Consider the following 20,048-nt stretch of genomic DNA (forward strand, 5'->3'; position numbering starts at 1 on the left):
CCGGCCCGCTGCCCCGGGCGTCGGCGACGCCGCCGGATCGGGTGGGGTGTCGCGGGGCGACTCCAGCCTGGCCCTGGTCCAGGATGTGGTTCTCCCGCCCATGGCCGCTGACCGGGTGCGGGTTGTCCCGCAAGAACACCTGGAGGCGGTCGTGGGCGATCCTGGTCTTTCTTCGCCTGCGGGCGCCGACCGGGTGCGGGTGTCCCGCATGGCACCGCAGGCGGTCGTGGGCGATCCTGGTCTTTCTCCGCCCGCGGGCGCTGACCGGGTGCGGGTGTCGCGCACGGCACCGCAGGCGGTCGTGGGTGGTCCTGGTTCTTCTCCGCCCGCGGGCGCTGACCGGGTGCGGGTGTCCCGCACAACACTGCGTACGGTGGTGGACGTGGAAGGTCAGCTCGGGCTGGAGGGTATGCCGAGGAAGCTGGTCCGCGTCACGCCGGCGAAGCTGGCCACCTGGTCGGACTGTCCTCGTCGCTACCGCATGGCGTACCTGGACCGCCCGACGCCGGCGCGGGGCGGCGCCTGGGCGCACAACACCCTGGGCGCGGTCGTGCACAACGCCCTGCGGGCGTTCTTCGAGCTGCCCCCGACGCGCCGGACGGTCGAGGTGGCCAGCGACCTGGTCCGCCGGTACTGGAAGAGCGACGGTTTCCGCGACGCCGACCAGGCCGCCGAGCACCGGGAGCGGGCGCGGGGCTGGGTGGCGGCCTACGTCGACGGGCTGGACCCGACGGTCGACCCGGTCGGCCTGGAGCGCTGGGTGTCGACGCCCACCTCGCGGATCGTCGCCGAGGGACGGGTGGACCGCATCGACGCCAGGGACGGCGAGCTGGTCATCGTCGATTACAAGACCGGGCGGCACGTGCTGACCGCCGACGACGCCAGGGGGTCGCAGGCGCTGGCCCTGTACGCCGTGGCGGCGCGCCGCACGCTGCGCCGGCCGTGCCGCCGGGTCGAGCTGCACCACCTGCCCAGCGGCCAGGTGCTGACCTGGGAACACACCGAGGAGTCCCTGGCCAGGCACGTGCGGCGGGCCGAGGAGGCCGCGGACGACCTCCAGCTCGCGGCGGACACGCTGGCCGCCGGCGGCGACCCCGACGTCCTGTTCCCTCCCCGCCCTGGGCGGCAGTGCTCGTGGTGCGACTTCCGGCGGCACTGCGCCGAGGGACAGCGCGCGGCGCCCGACCTGGACCCCTGGGCCCTGCTGGCACCCTGAGTTGGAGCGGTGACGCCTTGCCCGGATCGACCCCCACGCCCAGACCCACCGTGAACACTTCCCCGGACCTCAGCTCCCCGACCACCCGACCCGGCGTCCTGGCCAGGGTCGGCCGGTTGCTGCGCGGGCTCGTCGGCTCGTTGGCCGTCGGCCTCGTGCTGCTCGCCCTGGTCCTCGTCGGCGCCCAGGCCATGGCGCTGGGCGACGGCGAGGCCGGGCCGGGCTGGCTCGTCGTGACCGGCCACGTCCTCGGCGCCGCCGCCGCGGTCGCCCTGCAACGCCAGGTCGACAGGGGCCGGGGCGCCCGCGCGTGGGCCGCCGGACTCGGCGTGCTCGTCGTCGTGGCCCTCGTGCTCTGGTACGGCTGGTACCGCTGACGGCGCTGGCGGCGCGCGTCAGCGGGTGAGCCAGGCGCGCCAGGTCGGGAGCAGCGTGGCGAGCAGGGCCTCGGGCGCCTCGATGTTCGGGGAGTGCGCGGCGCCAGGGAGCACGGTGAAGTCCGCGCCCAACCGTTCGGCCATGGCGCGTTGGGTCTCCACCGCCCAGGCGTCGTCGTGCTCGCCGCAGACGACCGCGCAGGGGATGGCCCGCTCCCGGAGCGCGTCGGCCAGCGCGGAGACCCGGTCGGGTTCGGAGCGCAGCCCGGTCGCCATGCCGAGCAGGCCGGCGGGCACCGACTCGACGAAGCGTCGCCGCAGCAGCTCCTTCAGCTCGGCGGGCCGCTCCGCCCAGCGGGGGTCGTTGGCGTCCTGGGCCTCGCGGATGCGTTGGACCGCCTCGACGCCGTGCGCCCGCAGCAACGGCTCCCCGAGGTCCAGCAGCCGCCGGCGGTCGCCGTCGGGCAGTGCGGCGGGGCCGGAGTCGAGCAGCACCAGGCCGTGGACGGGAGCGCCGGCCAGGACGGCGGAGCGCGCGACAAGTCCCCCGTAGGAGTGGCCGACGAGCAGCACCGGGCGCGGCTGGCGCGACCCCGCCACGCCCTGCCCGTTGGCCAGCGCGGTCAGCACCTCGGCCAGTGCCCGGCCGAGCGGGTCGGGGAGGTAGTCCGCCTCGTCCGACGGGCCGGCCGACTCGTGCTGTCCCGGCAGGTCGAGGGCCAGCACCGAGAAGCCGCTCTCGGCGACCGGGTCGAGCAGCGGCGCGAAGTCCTCCTTGGAACCGGTGTAGCCGGGGAGGAACACCACCAGCGCGTCGTGGTCGGCGCCGTCGGCGCCCTTGCCTCCGCTGCCCGTGCCGCCGCCCACGGCCGGCGCGTGCAGCGCGGCCAGCGGACCCCACCGCGCCGGCACGTCGACACGGGTCGCGCGGTGCGGGGTGATCTGCGACGGCGTGGTGCTCACGCCATCGAGTCTGCCCCAAACCGGGAGGGTGTCGACGAAGATCGGACTGTGGTCCGGGTCAACCCGTCGGGGCCGGGTGGTCGCTCCGTCGGTGTCGTCGGTGCCGAATCGGCCCTGGTGCCAGGGGTTGGCAGCCGATCAAGCCGCTGTTGCCCGTCCCCGGCTGTGATGGGGCGCCCACGGGTGGGTGAGGTGTCGTGTGAGCAGCGGGATGCTTGCGCCCGCCAGCGCGCTGCGCAGGCCCGGCGCGGTAGGGCTCGCCGCTCCGTGACCCCCACAAGGGGGCAGGTCGTGCGGTGGGCATCGGGAGTCAGGTCTTCACGCCCTCGGCTGTTGCCCGGCGTTGGGACTCCGTTGCCTGCCCGCGCCGCGTCGTGGTTGAACCCATCGCCACTCGCGATGACAAGGCCGCTATCTCCCCACCCGAGGATGTTCGATCTGGCCGGCCTGATCATTTGGCTTTGAGGGTAGGCCTAGGGTCCGTTCTCCAGGCGGGTGTGGTTGATCTGGTGATCCCGGGGCGTGGATGAGGTGTCGTGTGATCAGCGGGATGCTTGTGCCTACCAGCACGCTGCGCAGGCCCGGCGCGGTAGCCCCCGCCGCTCCGCGTCCCCCACAGGGGGCAGATCGTGCGGTGGGCACCGGGAGGTCAGGTGTTCACGCCCTCGGTCGTCCTCCGGCGTTCGGATTCCGTTGCCTGCCCGCGCCGCGTCGTGGTTGAACCCATCGCCGCCCGCGTTGACAAGGCCGCTATCTCCCACCCCAGGGGTGTTCGATCTGGCCGTCTTGATCATCTGGCTTTGAGGGCAGATCTAGGGTCCGTTCTCAAGGCGGGTGGTTGATCTGTTCGATCCTGGGGCGTGTTGCGCGGGCGCGAGGTGGCCGACGAGTGGAGGCAGCCGGCCGAGCCGCTGTTGCCTGTCTCCGGCTGTGATGGGGCGCCCAAGGGGGGTGAGGCGTCGGGTGATCAATGGGATGGTTGGTCGGGGCGAAGACGGGTGTGGCCTGCCGGTAGGGCGTAGGCCGTGGAAGTGGTGTCGGCCACCGGTTTTGGCGGTGGTCGTGCCGGCACCCTGACTGTGGCGACCGAGGCGGGGATGATCGCCGAGGTGATCAGCGAATGCGGCCGGGAGGTCTGGGTCGGCGTCAGCACCTGTGCGCGTCCACCAGCACACCGTCGGCCCCGAATCAGGTGATCACGTTATCGGTCGTCCCCGTGGTGGACCGGCCACGAGGATCCACCTGGCCTGTGATGGGGGATGGCAGGTCGCTACTTGGTGGTGGTTGGCGGCAACGTCGACGACCGCGCTGTGTTCACCCTGGTCATGGCAGGGCGTCTCGTTCTGTTGCCCTGGCCTGGGGAGGGCCTGTCATCCGGCTGAGTCGGGTGAGCGCGGGCAGGGGGGGTTTCTCCAGTCCCGTGATCCGGACCTGCCTGCGTAGACGGGGTGTCCCGGCCGTCATCCGCGTTCGACCCACCGCCTGTCCAAGCCGCGTCGTGGTTGGGTCCTGCTTCGACCGGCTTCAGCGGTTCCGTGCCCTCGCGACCCGGTTCGACAAGACCGCCATCCCGTACCGAGAGATGATCGATCTGGCCGCCCTGCTCATCTGGCTTTGAGAGCAGGCCCTAGCGGAGGGCGACCAGGGTGTCCCCGCGTTGTTCGAGCAGCACCGGCCCCAGTGAGGCCACCGAGACCGGGCCGGTGTAGCCCGCCCGGTCCACGGGCAGCACGCCGAGCCGGGCGCCGCTCGCCGCGTCGTGCACGGCCAGGCCGCCGGACACCGGCAGCATGAGCCGGCCGGCGAGGATCGTGCCGGGGCCGAGCGTGTTCTCCACTGTCCACAGAGGACGGAGATCGGTCGGGGACAGCGCGATCGTGCGCGAGCCGGTGAACCAGTAGATCGCGCTCGTCCCGGCGGTCGTCGCCACCACCCGGCCTGGCGGGTCCCCGGCCAGCTCCCCCGCCGGCAGCGAGAGCGGGTACTCCGCGATCTGGCGGCCACCGTTGTCCAGGACCGTCAGCCGCGCGGGGTCGGGCAGCGCGACGGCGACCAGCTCGCCGCTCATCGCCACGATCCGCGCGTTCCGCCCCGCGGTCAACGTCGTCCAGATCTGCTCGGGCTGGTCCGACTCCTTGGGGTTCGGCCGGAGCACGGTGAGCCGGTCGGTCGGGTCCTCCGGGCAGCGCTCCAGCACGCCGATCCGGTTGCTGGCCACCGCGAACGAGCCGTACGAGCACTGGGGGCGGGGCTGCTTGTTCGGGTTGACGATCGCCGGGACCTCGCCGTACTGCATCGTGCGCACCAGGTCCGAGCGCCACACCTCCACCAGCTCGCCGCCGGTGGTCGTGACGTGCACGCCGTCGGTCAGCAGCCGGGTGCCCAGCTCGCTGTCACCGTTGCGCTGCGCCGCGCGCTCGCCGGTCACCCCGTCCAGCGCGGTGACCTCGCTACAGTTCCGGGACTTGCGGTAGACCGCCAGCGCCCGCTCCCACGCGGAGCCCACGGTGCACAGCTCCAGGTCCCTGGCGTAGCGCCAGCGCACGTCGCCGGTCACCGGGTCGTGGCCGACCACCTCGCCGCCGTGCGCGGTCACCACGGTGGGCCCGACGACGACCGGGCTGGTCGTCGCCCCGCTGGGCGCGCGCCACACCTCGGCCAACGACGGCGGCACCGAGGTGGGCGGGGCCGGCGCGACCACGCCGGCGGGCGCGGTCTGCGAGGTCGTCGCCCTGGCGTCGCCGCGCCACCAGATCACCGTCCCGGCCACCAGCACGCCGACGACCAGCAACACGACGGCGACCAGGTCGCTCTTCTTCCGGCGCTCGGGTCGAACCACGCCGCCATCATCGCAGCCCGCATGTCAGGTCTCGGTCGAAGTCGCCGCACCGGCGCGCGCCGTCGTCAAGGGGGCAGGAGGGGAGTGGGGAGGAACGCCGACGTCGGCGGGAGAAGGGGAGAAACAGCGACGGCGGCGGGCCAGGCCCGCCGCCGTCGTCGTCACCAGAGGTCGTGTCGGTCAGGCCGACTCGCCGGACTGGCCGCCGTCCGCCCCGTTCGCGGCCGAGGACTCGGCGGACTCGCCGCGTCGCGTGCGCCGGCGACGCCGGGCCGGGCGCTCACCGCCGGCCGCGTCTCCAGCGTCGTCCTGGCGGTCCTCGCCGCCCGCCTTCGCCTTCGCCGGCTTGGCGGCCTTCGGCGCGGCCTCGCCGGACGCCGCGCCTCCCCGGGTGCGCCGCCGGCGGCGGGGCTGCCGGCCCTCGGCCCGCTCCTCGCCCTCGGCCGCCTCGGCCCCCGCCTTGGCGGGAGAGGAGCCGGACGCTCCGGTCGCGGTCGAGCGCGTGCGCTTGCGCCGCCGCTTCCGCTCGTCCTCCTCGACCGGCTCGGCGTCCAGCCCGGCCCTGGTCCGCTTGGCCAGCGGCAACCGGCCGGTGGTCTCCCTGGGGATGCCCAGGTCGTGGAACAGGTGGTCCGAGGTGGAGTAGGTCTCCACCGGCTCCGGCCGGTCGAGGCCGAGCGCGTCGTTGATCAGCTTCCAGCGCGGCTCCTCGTCCCAGTCGACGAGGGTCACCGCGACGCCCTCCCTGCCGGCCCTTCCGGTCCGGCCGATCCGGTGGACGTAGGTCTTCTCGTCCTCGGGGCACTGGTAGTTGATGACGTGCGTGACGCCCTCGACGTCGATGCCCCTGGCCGCGACGTCGGTGCAGACCAGCACGTCCACCTTGCCGGAGCGGAACGCGCGCAGCGCCTGCTCCCTGGCGCCCTGGCCCAGGTCGCCGTGCACCGCGCCGGCGGCGAACCCGCGCTCGGTCAGCTCGTCGGCGATCTTCTGGGCCGTGCGCTTGGTCCTGGTGAAGATCATGCTCAGGCCGCGGCCCTCGGCCTGGAGCACCCGCGCGATCAGCTCGATCTTGTCGAGGGCGTGCGCGCGGTAGACGAACTGCTGGGTGCGCTCGTGCACCGCGCCGCTGTGCGGCTCCTCGGCCCTGATGTGCGTCGGCTGGGTGAGGAAGGTCCTGGCCAGCGTGATGATCGGGCCCGGCATGGTCGCCGAGAACAGCATCGTCTGCCGCTTCTCGGGCACCATGCGCAGGATGCGCTCGACGTCGGGCAGGAAGCCCAGGTCGAGCATCTCGTCGGCCTCGTCCAGCACCAGCGCGCTGACCTTGCCCAGCACCAGGTGCCGCTGCTCGGCGAGGTCCAGCAGCCGGCCGGGGGTGCCGACGACCACGTCGACCCCACCCCGCAGGGCCTCGATCTGCGGCTCGTAGGGCCGGCCGCCGTAGACGGCGAGCACGCGCACGCCGAGGTGCTTGCCGGCGTCGATCAGGTCGTGCGAGACCTGGAGGCACAGCTCCCGCGTGGGGACGACGACCAGGGCCTGCGGCACGCCGTCGCCCGGCGTGGTGAGCCGGTGCAGGATCGGGACGCCGAAGCCGAGGGTCTTGCCGGTGCCGGTGCGCGCCTGGCCGATGACGTCCTCGCCGCGCAGCGCCAGCGGCAGGGTCAGCTCCTGGATGGCGAAGGTCCGCTCGATGCCGGCCTCGGCCAGCGCGCGCACGATCTCCTCGCGCACGCCCAGCTCGGCGAAGGTCGGCGCGGCCGGCGGGACCGGGGCGCCGGCGTGCAACGGCTCGGAGGTGTCGGTGTCGTCGGCCAGGCCGGAGTCGCTGTGGTCCAGCGACCGGGGGTCGACGGTGTCCTGGTGGGTGTTGCTGAGCGTCAGGGTGATCGCCTCTCTCGTACCAGCGCGCACGGGCCCCTTCACGGGCGCTCGACCACGCCGCCGCGGCCGGACCGGGCGGTCCCGCCTGCGCGATGCGTGGGAGGGCCGGCGTAGCGGTGCGCGCACCCTCGTCCGTCGGCGCCGCGACAGGTGGGCGCCGACACAACCGGGGACGGCCACCTGGGGAGGCGACCACGCCTCGGCCGGCCCGCGTGACCACCGCCGAGGGGCGCCGGACGTGCCGGCCGGCGGTTGCCGGCCAGCGGGAACCGCGGGCACGGCCGGGTGGTGCCGCGTGGGCGGCCGCACCGGGCATCACGCGCAGTCTACCTGCCCCGACGCCGGCGTGGCCGGTGCTGCGCCGGGCGCGGCCCCGGTCGGCGGATACGCTCGCGTTCATGAGCGAGGCGGAGCGGACGCCGGTGGGCGTCCCCGAGGGCGTCATCGACCTGCTGGGCGTGCTGGCCTACGGCGAGCTCTCGGCGTTCGACCGGCTGGCCGAGGACGCCAGGACCGCGCCCACGCTGACCGGGCGCGCCGCCCTGGCCAGCATGGCGGCGGCCGAGATCGGCCACTACGCGCTGCTGGAGCGCCACCTCGCGGACAGGGGCGTGGCCGTCGAGGAGGCGATGCGCCCGTTCGTGCGCGCCATCGACGCCTTCCACGCGTCCACCGCGCCCAAGACGTGGCTGGAGTCCCTGGTCAAGGCGTACGTGGGCGACGGGCTGGCCGCCGACTTCTACCGCGAGGTCGCGGAGTGGCTGGACCCGGAGACCCGGGAGCTGGTGCTCACCGTGTTGGCCGACACCGGCCACTCGGCGTTCGCCGAGCGCGAGGTGCGCGCGGCGTGCGAGGACCGGAAGGTGCGGGACCGGCTGGTGCTGTGGGGTCGGCGGCTGCTGGGCGAGGCCGTGACCCAGGCGCAGTACGTGGTGGCCGAGCGGGACGGGCTCGCCGAGCTGATCGTGCGCGGCTCCGGGGACCTCGCCGGCATCGCCGCGCTGTTCAAGCGGTTGCAGAACAGCCACACCAAGCGGATGCAGGCGCTGGGCCTCGGCTGAGCGCCGGCGTCGCGCCGCGCCCGGTCGTCAGCCTGCTCGCCGCCCTGTTCACCGGGCTGTTCGCCGACGGCGCACGGGCTTCGCGCGTGCCGGCGCGGTCGGCTCGACTAGCCTGACTGCTGAACTGGGCCGGTCCGTCCGGACCGGCGAGGAGCCAAACCCTGACCGGAGGTCGGCGTGGAGGTCAAGATCGGCGTCGCGGACAGCCCGCGCGAGCTCGTGGTGTCGAGCGGGCAGTCGCCGGACGAGGTCGAGGCGCTGGTCAACGACGCGCTGCGGGAGACGAACGGGCTGCTGGTGCTGGTCGACGACAAGGGCCGCCGGTACATGGTCCCGTCGTCGAAGGTCGCCTACATCGAGATCGCGCCCGCCGACCGGCGGCCGATCGGTTTCGCCGTGGGCAAGTAGGGCGCGACCAGCGCCTCCGGAAGCAGGGGAGCCGCGGGGCGACGTCTCGACGTCGCCCCGCGGCTCCCTCATGGGACCGACGGGTGGGGCACGCCCGCCGGGGGTCCGCGTCGCGGGCCTCGGCCGAGGCCCGCGACGGCTCGCCGACCGTCGCCGGTGGCGACGGCTGGGCATGGTCGGAGGATCAGCGCTGGTCGGGGGCGGGGTCAGTCGAGGGTGGGCAGGTCCGCCTCGACCGCGAACGGGGGACGACCCGTGCCGCTGATCCGGTAGCGGTTCCAGGTGTCCGGGTCGCTCAGCACGCCCTCGGCCTCGCCGTCGGCGGTGCGCACCAGCACCCGCTGGTTCCCCTTCCCGGCGAGTTCCGTCACGTCCTGGCTCGCCTCGACCCGGCCGTACCAGTGGAACCGGCCGTCGATCGGCTGGAAGTAGCCGCGGAGCCGGAGCCGGGCTGGGACCTCCCTGCCGCCGGCCACCAACGTGCCGTCGCCGCGGAACTCCTCGTCGTCGTGGTCGTGGGCGTCGTGGTCGTGCGCGTCCATGGCTGTCGCTCCCCTCGTCGTCGACCTCACCCGGTGCTGGCCGGGTCGTCAGGGTCGGTGCGGGCCTCCTCCGCGTCCCCGTCGGTCCCGCCGCTGAGCAGGCGCAGGCGGGGCGAGCGGGCCGCCGCCGCGCCGAAGGCCTCCGCGAACGGGACGTCGGGTTCGAGGTGGATGCCGCCCGAGCGCAGCACGCCGTCGACGGCGTGCCAGATGATCTGGGTCAGGTAGTCCGTGACCGCCTCGCGGCTCATCGACCGGCGCTCCAGCCACCAGTCCCCGGCCGCCTGCACCATGCCGACGAGGCCGTAGCCCCACACCTCGGCGCCGCCGGAGTCCATCTCGAACAGCCGCAGGTAGTCGCCGATCACGCGGGACAGCACGGCCGCGATCAGCGCCTTGTCCTCGGCGACGACGTCCGGGGTCGCCGGGGCCGCCCTGTCGTCCTCCGGCGCCTCGACGAACCGGCGCCGCACCACGAAGTGGTACAGCTCGGGGTGGTCGGCGACGAACCCGATGTAGGCGCCGACCGCGCCCCTGATCCAGTCCCTCGGCGTGTGGTCCCCCCGCTCGATCCTGGCCAGCGCCGGCCCCAGCCGGTCCATGAGCATCTCGGTGCCGCGCTGGCCCACGGCCAGGTACACGTCGGCCTTGTCGGCGAAGTGCCGGTAGAGCACCGGCTTGCTGACCCCGGCCTCGGCCGCGATCTCGTCCATGCCGACGCCGGCGCCGTGCCGGGTGATCGCCCGGATCGCGGCCTCGACGAACTCGGCGCGCCGCGCCGCCCGGTGCGCCCGCCACCGTTCCCGGCGGGCGTCGGGCCGCCGCTCCGGCTGGTCCCCCGATTGCCGCTTGACAGAGCCCTCCATGTGACGCACGCTACCACGAGTATCCGTTACTTCGAGTAACACCTAAGTGACGTCCTGGTGCGCGGCGCCGCCGCGGGTGCCCCCGTCCCCAGGGCGCGCGGAAGGAGGTGGGCGATGGGCGGGCAACCGCTGGCCGGGCGCCGCGTGCTGATCACCGGCGCCGCCGGCGCGTTCGGGTCCGCGACGGCCGCGGCGCTGCGCGCCCGCGGCGCCAGGGTGGTCGGGCTCGACGTCGCGGCCGACGACGACACCCCGGAGGTCGTCCGGTGCGACCTCACCGACGACGAGTCGGTGCGGCGGGGCGTTGCCGAGGCCGTCGAGCGGCTCGGCGGCCTGGACGTCGTGGTCAACAACGCCGGCGTCGGCCTGCCCGCCGACGCGGGCGGACCCGTGGACGAGGCGGTGCGCCGCACCGTCGAGGTGAACCTGCTCGGCGCGTGGCGGGTCACCGCGGCGGCGCTGCCCGACCTGCTGCGCTCACCCGACCCCAGGGCGGTGTTCGTCGCCTCGGGGCTGGCCTTCGTCACCGTGCCCTTCGCCTCGGCCTACACCGTCGCCAAGCGGGGTCTGTCCGCCTACGCCGACTGCCTGCGCGTCGAGTACGGCGGCCGGCTCCGGGTGACCACCGTCTACCCCGGCTACGTGCGCACGCCCATCCACGAGGCGAGCCGCAGGGCCGGGGTCACGTTGGAGGGCAAGGTGCCGGCCGAACGGGTCGAGGACGTCGTCGGCACCCTGCTGCGGGTGATCGCGGCGGCCCGGCCGCCGAGGGACACCGGGACCACCCGCTGGGGCGGCGGGGCGATCCGGCTCGGCCGCGTCCTGCCGGCCCTGGTCGACCGGGTGGTGCTGGCGCGGCACCGCAGGGACGTGGCCAGAGGGGCCTACGACGGCGTGCCGATCGCCGAACGGATGGTGCGCATGGTCCGCGACGGCGCGGAGAGGGTGGCGAGGTCATGACACGAGCACTACGGATCACCGACCGGGAGCGGACCGCGGAGCGGCTGCTCGGCTCGTCGGCGAAGAACTCCTACGACCCCGAACTCGACCTGGACTGGGACGCCCCGCTGGTCGACGGGATGTTCTTCGTCAGCCCCGAGTACGTGCCGATCTACGGCACGGTGCTGTGGGACCGGTTGGGCCACGAGCAGCGCGTCGAGCTGAGCCGGCACGTCGCGGCCAGCATCGCCAGCGCCGGCATCTGGCTGGAGGAGATCCTCATGCAGATGCTGCTCCGGCTCGTCTACAGCAAGGACCCGCGCACCAGGCACGTGCAGTACGCGCTGACCGAGATCGGCGACGAGTGCCGGCACACGGTCATGTTCGGCCGCATGATCGAGCGCCTCGGCTGCCCGAGGTACCCGCAGTGGCGGATGACCCACGAGCTGGGCCGGCTGTTCAAGGGCGTGGCCTGGGGGCCGTCGATGTTCGCGGCGACGCTGATCGGCGAGGAGCTGCTCGACCGGATGCAGCGGGAGATGATGAACGACGAGCGGCTCCAGCCCCTGGTGCGCATGGTCAACCGGATCCACGTGGTCGAGGAGGCCCGGCACGTCCGGTTCGCCAGGGAGGAGCTGGCGCGCTCCATGGTCGACCTGCCGGCGCCGGCGCTGGCGTTCCACCGGCTGGTCACCGCCACGGTCGCGTTGATCTTCTCGCGCGGCCTGGTCCGGCCCGAGGTCTACCGGTCGGTCGGGCTCGACCCGGCGTCGACGACCAGGGTCGCGCTGGCGAACCCGCACTGGCAGCGGACCGTGCGGTGGGCGGCCGAACGGATGATGAAGTACTTCGACGAGATCGGGTTGGTCGGGAAGCCGGGGATGGCGCTGTGGCGGAAGTCGTTCTTCCTCGCGTGAGCGGGCGGGCGGAGGTGTTCCGCGTCTCCGACGGGACCGAGCTGCACGTCGTCAGCCAGGGGCCGGCCGACGCCGAGGTCACCGTGGTGCTCCTGCACGGCTGGACCCTCACCAGCGACACCTGGCGGTGGGTCGCCGGCGAGCTGGCGAGCCGGGACGGCGCCGGGGCGCGCGTGCTGCGGTACGACATCCGGGGGCACGGCCGGTCGACGCCGACGGGTGCGGAGGGCGCGACGCTCGACCGGATCGCCGACGACGCGGCCGAGCTGATCGCCGCGTTGGCCCCCGAGGGGCCGCTGGTGCTCGCGGGGCACTCCATGGGCGGCATGACGATCATGGCGTTGGCCGACCGGCACCCCGAGCTGTTCACGCGCGTGGCCGGCGTGGCCCTGGTGAACACGTCCAGCGGCGGACTGCGGGGGATCACGCTCGGCCTACCGGGCGTGCTCGGAAGGGCGGTGCTCGCCGTGGAGCGCCGGGTGACGCGTCGGATCGGGCGGAGCCGACGGCCGGTGCTCGCGCCCCGGTCGAAGCCGCTGCGTCCGGCGCTGCGGTGGCTGCTGTTCGGCGACCGGGTGGAGCGCGGCGACCTCGTGGACGCCGCGCGGCAGGTGGCCTGCTGTCACCCGGTCGCGTTGGCCGGGTTCCGGGTGGCGTTGGACGAGCACGAGCGGTGGCACGCGCTGAAGGTGCTGCGCGGGCGGCCGGTGGTGGTGCTGGCCGGCGGGATGGACCGGCTGACCCCGCCCTCGCACTCCCGCGTGATCGCGGACGCGCTGCCCGGCGCGGAACTGGTGGTCTACGGCGGCGCGGGGCACATGCTGCCGTTCGAGCGGGCGATCGAGGTGACCGAGCGGATCGCCGGCCTCGTGCGGCACGCCGCCGCCTCGGCGCCGGCGTCGACCGGAGTGGTGGAGGACGAGCAGAAGTCCGCGGGGTGACATCTGGCGGGGTGCGTTCGCGCAAGCGAGGCGCATTCGGATATTCCCTGGACGACGAACACCCGCACGGCACACGAGTTTCGGCTCGTGTGCCGTGCGGGTGTTCACGTCGTCCTGAGATGCCGCCTATTTCTTGGCATCATGTTCAGAGTTTCGTAGGGGGAACCCCCCATTACAAACGTCGCATGGGGCACTGACATTTCTGGTTCCCTTGTTCCCTCTGGTGGGGGAGGGGCGCGACGATTTCACTCTGAAGGATGATGGTAGGCGGGCGTCCGGGTCATTGCCGCGGCATAACGGGACCGCCGCCTGGCGGTGCGCCGGACAGCGGACATTCCGTCACCTGAGGAAACGCGGGCCCTGTGGGAGGCCCGGGGCTCAGGGGTGCTGGAGCGGGAACCCACCGCCGATGCCCTTCCACGCCAGGGTGGAGATCAGGGCGATCGCCTCGTCCTTGGGCACCGCGCTGCCCGCGTCCAGCCAGAACCGGGCGGTCACCTGGCTCAGGCCCACCAGCCCGACCGCGAGCAGGCGGGCGCGTTCCTCGTCCAGGCCTGCGTCGGCGGTGATGGTCTCGGTGATGGCGTCCACGCACGCCGAGGTCGCCCGCTCCACCGCGTCCTGCACCGCCGGCTCGCTGCGCAGGTCCGACTCGAACACCAGGCGGAACGCCTGGCCGTTGTCGACGAAGTCGAAGTAGGCGGCCACCGCCGCCCGCACCCGCAGCTTGTTGTCGTGCGTCGACTCGATCGCGTCCCGCACCCGCTTCACGAGCTGGTCGACATGGGTCTCCAGCAACGCCAGGTACAGCTCCAGCTTCCCGGGGAAGTGCTGGTAGAGCACGGGCTTGCTGACCCCGGCCCGCTCGGCGATCTCGTCCATGGCCGCGGCGTGGTAGCCGTTGGCCACGAACACGTCCTGGGCGGCGGCGAGGAGCTGGGCGCGTCGCGCCGAACGCGGCAACCGCACGCCACGCCCCACCTGTCCGGTGCCCTGCTGCGCCGTCTCGGTCATGTCCTGCCTCCAGCCACGTCGTCCCTGGCCGGAGCCACGACGGAAGGACTCCAACCGGGGCACCGACCTTACTCGGCAGTAGTAGTGTCGCGCTGTCCGGCGGGGTGCCGGCGGGCGCCCTGGCCGCTCCCGAGCGGTCTCGGCGGCTCCGGAGCATCCTGGAAGGGTGACGCTCATCCGGCCGACCGGTCCCCCCGGTCCGGGGACGCGGGCACCCCTCACCAGGGTGCCGCTGTCCACGGCCGCGCTGCCGCCGATCGACCCGCAGCAGGCGCCCTGGCCCGGCCAGTTCGTCACCTCCGGCGGGGTGCGGCTGCACGTCCGGCACACCAGGGGGCCGACCAGCGAGACCGCGGTCTACGTGCACGGACTGGCCGGTTCGTCCACGAACTGGACGGACCTGGCCGGCCAGCTCGCCGTCCGCTGCCAGGGCTTGGCGGTGGACCTGCCCGGCTTCGGGCGCACCCCACCGCCGGAGGGGCACGACTTCTCCGTGCTCGCCCACACCGACGTGCTGGTGCGCTTCCTGTCCGGCCTGGGCGCCGGCCCCGTGCACCTGCTCGGCAACTCCTTCGGCGGCACGGTGGCGATCCTCACCGCCGCCACCCGGCCCGACCTCGTGCGCACCCTCACGCTGGTCTCCCCGGCCGTGCCCGACCGCCGCCCCTCCCTCGGGCGGCTGTCCGACCGGCGGCTGCCGCTGGCGTTGCTGCCGGGAGCCGTCGGGCGGCGCTACCGGGAGATGCTGGCCGCGGTCACCCCCAGCCAACGCGTCGAGCAGATGCTGCGGCTGTGCTTCGCCAACCCCGACGACGTGCCCGAGCACCGGCTGGCGCAGGCCGTCGAGGAGTACACGGAACGCAACGGGATGCCATGGGCGGGTGACGCCCTGGGCCGCACCACCATCGGACTGATCAAGGCGTGGCTGGCGCCGAGGGCGCGCTCGCTGTGGCGGGTGCTCCCACAGGTCCACGCGCCGGCGCTGGTGGTGTGGGGCACGCAGGACCGCCTGGTCAGCGTGCGCAAGGCGCCCCGGACGGCGATGTTGCTGCCGCGCGGGCGGCTGCTCGTCCTGCCCCGCACGGGGCATGTCGCGCAGATGGAGCGCCCGCGCTCGGTGGCCCGCGCCGTCCTGGGCATGTGGGAGGCCGCCGACCGCACGGAGTGGTGACGTGCCGCTGCACGGCTCTGATCGAGTGGTGTGGCAGTCTGGGCCCGTGACCCGGACGCCGCAGGGACCTCGTGAGGGCGTTGCCAAGCGTGACCACGAAGCGTCCGCGCCTCGTCGCCCCGCGTCCCGTCCGCGCCAGGGCGAGGAGCGGTTCCGCAGGGGGAGCCGGAGGACCAGCGCCGAACCGCTGGCCGCCTCCTGGGACCCCCTGGCCGCCCGCGCCGCGCGCGACGAGGACGCGCCCGAGGCCGCCGACGTCGAGGAGTCGGCGGCGAACGCCGCCACGGCGTCGCGGCGCGCGCGCGGTGAGCGCAGGACCGGCCTGGCCGGCCTGCTGTCCACCTACGGGTGGCGGGTCTACGCGCTGCCGGTGCTGGTGGTCGTGACCGCGCTCGCCCTGATGAACACGGTGAACTCGGGCCAGGAGGGCGGCGCGCAGGCCGCTGGGGTGCAGAACCAGGCGAAGGCCGACAGCGAGACCCCGACCAGCAGGGTCCCGCCCGTGCCCAACCCCGACCCCAAGCTGTACGACGCGGCCAAGGCGTCGGCGGAGCTGCCCGGCGGCGGCCCGTTCACCGAGCGCGGCCAGAAGAGCTGGTCCGTCGTGCCCGGCAAGGGCGACCCGTACGGCGGCCCCCGGATGTTCAAGTACACGGTCGAGGTCGAGAACGGCATCGACCTGCCGGAGGCGGGGACGGACTTCGCCCACCACGTCGAGCAGATCCTGCACGACACCCGGAGCTGGATCGGCGACAAGCAGCACGGCTTCCAGCGGATCGAGGACTCGGGCAGGGCCGACCTGCGGATCAGCCTCACCTCGCAGATGACGACCAGGGAGATCTGCGGGTGGGACATCCCGTTCGAGGGCTCCTGCTACGACCCGCCGTCCAAGCGCGTGACGATCAACATCGCCCGGTGGACCAGGGGCGCGGTCGTCTACCAGGGCTCGCTGGTGGACTACAAGACCTACGTGATCAACCACGAGGTGGGGCACGGGCTGGGCTACGGGCACAAGCCCTGCCAGACCGACGGCCAGCTCGCGCCGATCATGATGCAGCAGAGCTGGGGCGTCTCCAACGACTACCTCGCGACGCTGGGGACGGACAACGTGAAGGCTGACGGAAAGACCTGTCGGCCCAACCCCTGGCCGTACCCGACCGTGAACTGAGCCCCTCACCTGCGGCGACGCCGCAACCGCCGACCTGCGCCGTTCCAGGGTCTGGGAGCGGGGAAGGGCGGCGGGCTCCCCCGCGTTGTCCGTTCCGGGACACTGGGAGTCCCTGCCACCACCCGGTGCGGGACGCCCGCACCCGGTCGGTGTCGGAGGGCGGCGGCGCACGACAGCGCGCGGCGGCCGCCCACCGGCACCTCCAGTAGACGACGAGGAGGAGCGCATGCCGCTACCGCCGCTCGTGGAGCCCGCCGCGGAGCTCAGCAAGGAGGAGGTCGCGCGGTACAGCCGTCACCTGATCATCCCGGACGTCGGGGTGGACGGGCAGAAGCGGCTGAAGAACGCCAAGGTGCTGGTGGTCGGGGCAGGGGGACTGGGCAGCCCGGCGCTGCTGTACCTGGCCGCGGCGGGGGTGGGCACGCTCGGCATCGTCGAGTTCGACGTGGTCGACGAGTCCAACCTCCAGCGCCAGGTCATTCACGGGCAGTCCGACATCGGACGGCCCAAGGCGGAGTCGGCCAGGGACTCGATCGCCGACATCAACCCGTTCGTCAAGGTCAACCTGCACCAGCTCCGGCTGGACTCCACCAACGTGCTGGACGTCTTCCGGGACTACGACCTGATCCTGGACGGCACCGACAACTTCGCCACCCGCTACCTGGTCAACGACGCCTGCGTGCTGCTGGGCAAGCCGTACGTGTGGGGCTCGATCTTCCGGTTCGAGGGCCAGGTCAGCGTGTTCTGGGCCGAGCACGGCCCGCAGTACCGCGACCTGTACCCGGAGCCGCCGCCCCCCGGCATGGTCCCCTCCTGCGCCGAGGGCGGCGTGCTCGGCGTGCTGTGCGCGTCGATCGGCTCGATCATGGTCACCGAGGCGATCAAGCTGATCACCGGCATCGGGGAGACGCTGCTCGGCCGGCTCATGGTGTACGACGCGCTGGAGATGACCTACCGGACGATCCGCATCCGGAAGGACCCGCAGGCGACGCCGGTCACCGAGCTGATCGACTACGAGGCGTTCTGCGGCGTGGTCTCGGACGCCGCGCAGGAGGCCGCGGCCAACCACACGATCACCCCGCTGGAGCTGAAGCAGAAGTTCGACCGGGGCGACGACTTCCTGCTGGTCGACGTCAGGGAGCCGCACGAGTACGAGATCGTGAGCATCCCGGGGTCGGTCCTGATCCCCAAGGACCGCATCCTCAACGGCGACGCGCTGGCCGAGCTGCCGCAGGACCGGCCGATCGTGCTGCACTGCAAGTCGGGGCAGCGGTCGGCGGAGGCGCTGGCCGCCCTCCACCGCGCCGGGTTCGCCGACGCCGTCCACGTGGGTGGCGGCGTGCTGGGCTGGGCGCGCCAGATCGACCCGAGCCTGCCGACGTACTGAGGGGACGCCGACGGGCCGAGCGGGGCCGCTTCCGGACCTGGTCCGGGGGCGGCCCTCGTCATAGGCACGCCATCACGTGGGCGCGCCATCGCGTGGGCGCCATCATGTGGGCGCGCAATCGCATGCGCGCGCCATCGCGTGGGTGCGCCGCCGCCCTGGCGTGCCCGTGTCAGGAGGTGCGGCGGCGTCGGGTGGTCCCGCGCATCTCCTCGGTCGCCTCGCGCAGGGCGGCGGCGGCCTTGGCGAAGTAGTCAAACAGGACGCGGACCTGCTCCTCGTCGTAGCCCTCGAACACCTCCGCGACGCGGCGTCGCGCCGGCGCGACGAGCTTCTCGGTGGGGTCGTCCTCCCGGGGGACGGCCTCGATGATCACCCGGCGCCGGTCCCCGGGGTCCCTGACGCGGCGCACGGCGCCGGCCCGCTCCAGTCGGTCGATCAGCCGGGTGACCGCGCCCGTCGTGAGCCCCGTGCGCTCCGCCAGCTCCCCGGCCGTCAGCGCTCCGTGCACCCCGAGGACGTTCAGGGCGTAGGCGTCGGTCGTGTGCATGCCCACGGCCTCCGCGACCGCCTGGCCGTGCAGCACCACCGCGCTCAGGTACTCCCGGTAGACGCGCTCCGCGTCCTCGGGCAGGTGCGCGGACGTTGACACCTCCAACCACCTCTCCTAGCCTCAATATCTGCACGCGTGCAGATATTGTGTCCGTGCAGAAGATGACATCTTGTGATGATCCTAGGGGGAGACGGATGGGACAGCACGGCACCGACGAGGCCGCCGTCCGGGCGCTCGCCGCCTCGCTGGCGCGGGCGTGGGACCAGGGGGACGCCGACGCCTACGGCGCGGCGTTCACCGAGGACGCGGAGTACGTCACCTTCATGGGGGACCTGGCGCGGGGCCGCCGGGAGATCGTCGAGAGCCACCGGTGGTTGTTCGCGACCGTGCTGCGCGGCTCGCGGATGACCGGCTTCGGCGCCGAGGCGGGGGTGCGGTTCCTGACCCCGGACGTCGCGCTGCTCGTGTCCACCGAGGGCGGGGTCGCCCTCCCCGGGCAGGAGCTGACGCCGGACCGGCTCTCCACGGTGTCGCTCGTCGCGGTGCGCCGGCCGGAGGGCTGGCGGTTCGCGCACTTCCAGAACACGCGGCGGCAGACGCCCCCGGCGACCCCTCCGGCCGGCACGCCCGAGTGAGGGGAGCCAGGGCGCGACCAGGCCCGTGAGGTGCGGCAACGCCGGACCGTGCGGGGCGACGCGTGCCCCGGCCCTGGCGCGCCATCCCCCGTCCCGTCGTCGGCACAAGGTACGGTCCCGAGCCGTGAGCCCTAGACCGGAGCCGCCCCCGCAGCACGTGTGCGCCGCGTTCGGCGCACGTGGCGTCCAGCCCGAGCTGATCGACGGCGGCCCGGCGTGGGTTTGCGGTGACGTGGTCCTCAAGCCCGTCACCAACCCCGCCGAGGCCGCGTGGATCGCCCAGACGCTCGACACGATGCGCCTGCCCGACCTGCGCCTGGCCCGACCCCTGCGGTCCACCGACGGCCGGTGGGTGGTGGCGGGCTGGTCGGCCACCCGGTACCTGGAGGGCCGCCCGGAGCCCCGGCACGACGAGGTCGTCGCGGTGTCGCTGCGGTTGCACGCCGCCACCGCCGGCCTGCCCCGCCCCCGGTTCGTCGACGCGAGGCGGGACGTGTTCTCCCTGGCCGACCGGATGGCCTGGGGCGAGGAGGACCACCCCCTGGCGATGGACCGGGGCGGCCGGCTGTTCGAGATGCTGGCGGCGCTGCGCCGCCCGCTCGGCCTCGACCCGCAGGTCGTGCACGGCGACCTGTTCGGCAACGTGCTGTTCCACGGGGACGGCCCGCCGGCGGTCATCGACTTCACGCCGTACTGGCGTCCGGCGGAGTGGGCCGCCGCGGTCGTCGTCGTGGACTCGCTGGCCTGGGGCGGCGCGGACCCCGGTCTGGTCGAGCGCTGGGCCCACCTGGCCGACTGGCCGCAGGTGCTGCTGCGCGCCTTGTTGTTCCGCCTGGCGGTCAACGCCCTGCACCCGAGGGCCACGCCGGAGTCGCTGGAAGGCCTCCAACGGACCTACCACGTGGTGCACCCGCTGCTCTAGGCCGGACGAGAACCTCCGTTACCCTCACCGTCGCGACCCCGTCGTGCGCGGACGAGTTCGCATGGCCGAAACCCGACGCCACCTCGGGGTAACAGACCCTGGTTAGCGTCGGCATTCGTCGGGATGACAGGTGCTCCTGCCTTGTCGGGTTCATCTCTCAGCGTGCTCGGCCGTTCGCGTGATGACATCCCGCAAGGGGTGGGGGAAGGCCCGGCACGCGGCCACGCTGGGGAAGCGGAGGTCGT

19 protein-coding genes are annotated in these 20,048 nt (G+C 73.5%); 12 read left to right on the forward strand and 7 right to left on the reverse strand.

Annotated elements, in window-relative coordinates:
- Positions 1 to 382 precede the first annotated feature (382 nt).
- On the forward strand, positions 383 to 1,216 hold the full coding sequence (locus tag LX15_RS16480) for a RecB family exonuclease (protein ID WP_372502739.1): 834 nt from the start codon (positions 383 to 385) through the stop codon (positions 1,214 to 1,216).
- A gap of 50 nt (positions 1,217 to 1,266) precedes the next feature.
- Positions 1,267 to 1,593 (forward strand): hypothetical protein, encoded by a 327-nt coding sequence (locus LX15_RS16485; RefSeq protein ID WP_253670480.1) that lies wholly within the window; start codon positions 1,267 to 1,269, stop codon positions 1,591 to 1,593.
- Between the two features lie 18 nt (positions 1,594 to 1,611).
- Here the strand turns inward: LX15_RS16485 and LX15_RS16490 are convergent, their stop codons facing one another.
- The 3 genes from LX15_RS16490 to LX15_RS16500 form a co-directional block, all read right to left on the reverse strand.
- A complete protein-coding gene (locus tag LX15_RS16490; RefSeq protein ID WP_253670481.1) occupies positions 1,612 to 2,556 on the reverse strand; it encodes an alpha/beta fold hydrolase in 945 nt (314 codons plus the stop codon).
- Between the two features lie 1,627 nt (positions 2,557 to 4,183).
- Positions 4,184 to 5,395 (reverse strand): Rv3212 family protein, encoded by a 1,212-nt coding sequence (locus LX15_RS16495; RefSeq protein ID WP_253670482.1) that lies wholly within the window; start codon positions 5,393 to 5,395, stop codon positions 4,184 to 4,186.
- A 180-nt stretch (positions 5,396 to 5,575) separates the two neighbouring features.
- Positions 5,576 to 7,312, reverse strand: coding sequence for a DEAD/DEAH box helicase (locus LX15_RS16500; protein ID WP_372502740.1), 1,737 nt, complete (start codon positions 7,310 to 7,312; stop codon positions 5,576 to 5,578).
- A gap of 368 nt (positions 7,313 to 7,680) precedes the next feature.
- Here LX15_RS16500 and LX15_RS16505 point away from each other — a divergent pair, with 368 nt between their 5' ends.
- Both LX15_RS16505 and LX15_RS16510 read left to right on the forward strand, forming a co-directional pair.
- Positions 7,681 to 8,343: a ferritin-like fold-containing protein gene (locus tag LX15_RS16505; RefSeq protein ID WP_253670483.1), complete on the forward strand. Its 663-nt coding sequence runs from the start codon at positions 7,681 to 7,683 to the stop codon at positions 8,341 to 8,343.
- 177 nt (positions 8,344 to 8,520) lie between these two features.
- A complete protein-coding gene (locus LX15_RS16510) occupies positions 8,521 to 8,751 on the forward strand; it encodes a DUF3107 domain-containing protein (RefSeq protein ID WP_253670484.1) in 231 nt (76 codons plus the stop codon).
- Positions 8,752 to 8,957: 206 nt separating this feature from the next.
- On the opposite strand, the gene LX15_RS16515 is transcribed toward LX15_RS16510, so the two are convergent.
- Together LX15_RS16515 and LX15_RS16520 are read right to left on the reverse strand one after the other, a co-directional pair.
- On the reverse strand, positions 8,958 to 9,293 hold the full coding sequence (locus LX15_RS16515) for a DUF4873 domain-containing protein (RefSeq protein ID WP_253670485.1): 336 nt from the start codon (positions 9,291 to 9,293) through the stop codon (positions 8,958 to 8,960).
- A gap of 26 nt (positions 9,294 to 9,319) precedes the next feature.
- Positions 9,320 to 10,159 carry a TetR/AcrR family transcriptional regulator gene (locus LX15_RS16520; protein WP_253670486.1) on the reverse strand — a complete coding sequence of 280 codons (840 nt, stop codon included), beginning with the start codon at positions 10,157 to 10,159 and terminating at the stop codon, positions 9,320 to 9,322.
- A 114-nt stretch (positions 10,160 to 10,273) separates the two neighbouring features.
- Between LX15_RS16520 and LX15_RS16525 the strand changes: the two genes are divergently transcribed.
- Genes LX15_RS16525 through LX15_RS16535 form a run of 3 tightly spaced genes read left to right on the forward strand, consistent with a single transcriptional unit; the run spans position 10,274 to position 12,956 of the window.
- Positions 10,274 to 11,119 carry an SDR family NAD(P)-dependent oxidoreductase gene (locus tag LX15_RS16525; RefSeq protein WP_253670487.1) on the forward strand — a complete coding sequence of 282 codons (846 nt, stop codon included), beginning with the start codon at positions 10,274 to 10,276 and terminating at the stop codon, positions 11,117 to 11,119.
- Positions 11,116 to 12,015, forward strand: coding sequence for an AurF N-oxygenase family protein (locus LX15_RS16530; protein ID WP_253670488.1), 900 nt, complete (start codon positions 11,116 to 11,118; stop codon positions 12,013 to 12,015). Before LX15_RS16525 ends, LX15_RS16530 begins: the two co-directional genes overlap by 4 nt.
- A complete protein-coding gene (locus tag LX15_RS16535; RefSeq protein WP_253670489.1) occupies positions 12,012 to 12,956 on the forward strand; it encodes an alpha/beta fold hydrolase in 945 nt (314 codons plus the stop codon). The genes LX15_RS16530 and LX15_RS16535 overlap by 4 nt, the downstream gene beginning before the upstream one ends.
- A gap of 378 nt (positions 12,957 to 13,334) precedes the next feature.
- Here LX15_RS16535 and LX15_RS16540 read toward each other — a convergent pair whose 3' ends face one another.
- Positions 13,335 to 13,970, reverse strand: a complete 636-nt coding sequence (locus tag LX15_RS16540; protein ID WP_253670490.1) for a TetR/AcrR family transcriptional regulator — start codon at positions 13,968 to 13,970, stop codon at positions 13,335 to 13,337.
- Positions 13,971 to 14,136: 166 nt separating this feature from the next.
- Here LX15_RS16540 and LX15_RS16545 point away from each other — a divergent pair, with 166 nt between their 5' ends.
- The 3 genes from LX15_RS16545 to moeZ all read left to right on the forward strand — a co-directional run bounded on the left by LX15_RS16545 (position 14,137) and on the right by moeZ (position 17,696).
- Positions 14,137 to 15,141, forward strand: a complete 1,005-nt coding sequence (locus LX15_RS16545; RefSeq protein WP_253670491.1) for an alpha/beta fold hydrolase — start codon at positions 14,137 to 14,139, stop codon at positions 15,139 to 15,141.
- A 46-nt stretch (positions 15,142 to 15,187) separates the two neighbouring features.
- Positions 15,188 to 16,309: a DUF3152 domain-containing protein gene (locus tag LX15_RS16550; RefSeq protein WP_253670492.1), complete on the forward strand. Its 1,122-nt coding sequence runs from the start codon at positions 15,188 to 15,190 to the stop codon at positions 16,307 to 16,309.
- 226 nt (positions 16,310 to 16,535) lie between these two features.
- On the forward strand, positions 16,536 to 17,696 hold the full coding sequence (moeZ, locus tag LX15_RS16555) for an adenylyltransferase/sulfurtransferase MoeZ (protein WP_253670493.1): 1,161 nt from the start codon (positions 16,536 to 16,538) through the stop codon (positions 17,694 to 17,696).
- Between the two features lie 169 nt (positions 17,697 to 17,865).
- Here the strand turns inward: moeZ and LX15_RS16560 are convergent, their stop codons facing one another.
- Entirely contained in the window at positions 17,866 to 18,345 is a 480-nt protein-coding gene (locus tag LX15_RS16560; protein WP_253670494.1) for a MarR family winged helix-turn-helix transcriptional regulator, read from the reverse strand.
- 95 nt (positions 18,346 to 18,440) lie between these two features.
- Here LX15_RS16560 and LX15_RS16565 point away from each other — a divergent pair, with 95 nt between their 5' ends.
- A complete protein-coding gene (locus tag LX15_RS16565) occupies positions 18,441 to 18,881 on the forward strand; it encodes an SgcJ/EcaC family oxidoreductase (RefSeq protein ID WP_253670495.1) in 441 nt (146 codons plus the stop codon).
- Positions 18,882 to 19,005: 124 nt separating this feature from the next.
- Positions 19,006 to 19,803, forward strand: coding sequence for a TIGR02569 family protein (locus LX15_RS16570; protein ID WP_253670496.1), 798 nt, complete (start codon positions 19,006 to 19,008; stop codon positions 19,801 to 19,803).
- The last annotated feature ends 245 nt before the right edge of the window (positions 19,804 to 20,048 follow it).

This window comes from Streptoalloteichus tenebrarius, assembly GCF_024171885.1.
In the GTDB taxonomy this organism is placed as follows: domain Bacteria; phylum Actinomycetota; class Actinomycetes; order Mycobacteriales; family Pseudonocardiaceae; genus Streptoalloteichus; species Streptoalloteichus tenebrarius.

What these genes read in the sequence shown, in the direction of transcription:
- LX15_RS16505 (WP_253670483.1), top strand. Translation starts at nt 7,681, where the DNA reads ATGAGCGAGGCGGAGCGGACGCCGGTGGGCGTCCCCGAGGGCGTCATC.
- LX15_RS16515 (WP_253670485.1), bottom strand. Translation starts at nt 9,293, where the DNA reads ATGGACGCGCACGACCACGACGCCCACGACCACGACGACGAGGAGTTC.
- LX15_RS16520 (WP_253670486.1), bottom strand. Translation starts at nt 10,159, where the DNA reads ATGGAGGGCTCTGTCAAGCGGCAATCGGGGGACCAGCCGGAGCGGCGG.
- LX15_RS16525 (WP_253670487.1), top strand. Translation starts at nt 10,274, where the DNA reads ATGGGCGGGCAACCGCTGGCCGGGCGCCGCGTGCTGATCACCGGCGCC.
- LX15_RS16530 (WP_253670488.1), top strand. Translation starts at nt 11,116, where the DNA reads ATGACACGAGCACTACGGATCACCGACCGGGAGCGGACCGCGGAGCGG.
- LX15_RS16540 (WP_253670490.1), bottom strand. Translation starts at nt 13,970, where the DNA reads ATGACCGAGACGGCGCAGCAGGGCACCGGACAGGTGGGGCGTGGCGTG.
- moeZ (WP_253670493.1), top strand. Translation starts at nt 16,536, where the DNA reads ATGCCGCTACCGCCGCTCGTGGAGCCCGCCGCGGAGCTCAGCAAGGAG.
- LX15_RS16565 (WP_253670495.1), top strand. Translation starts at nt 18,441, where the DNA reads ATGGGACAGCACGGCACCGACGAGGCCGCCGTCCGGGCGCTCGCCGCC.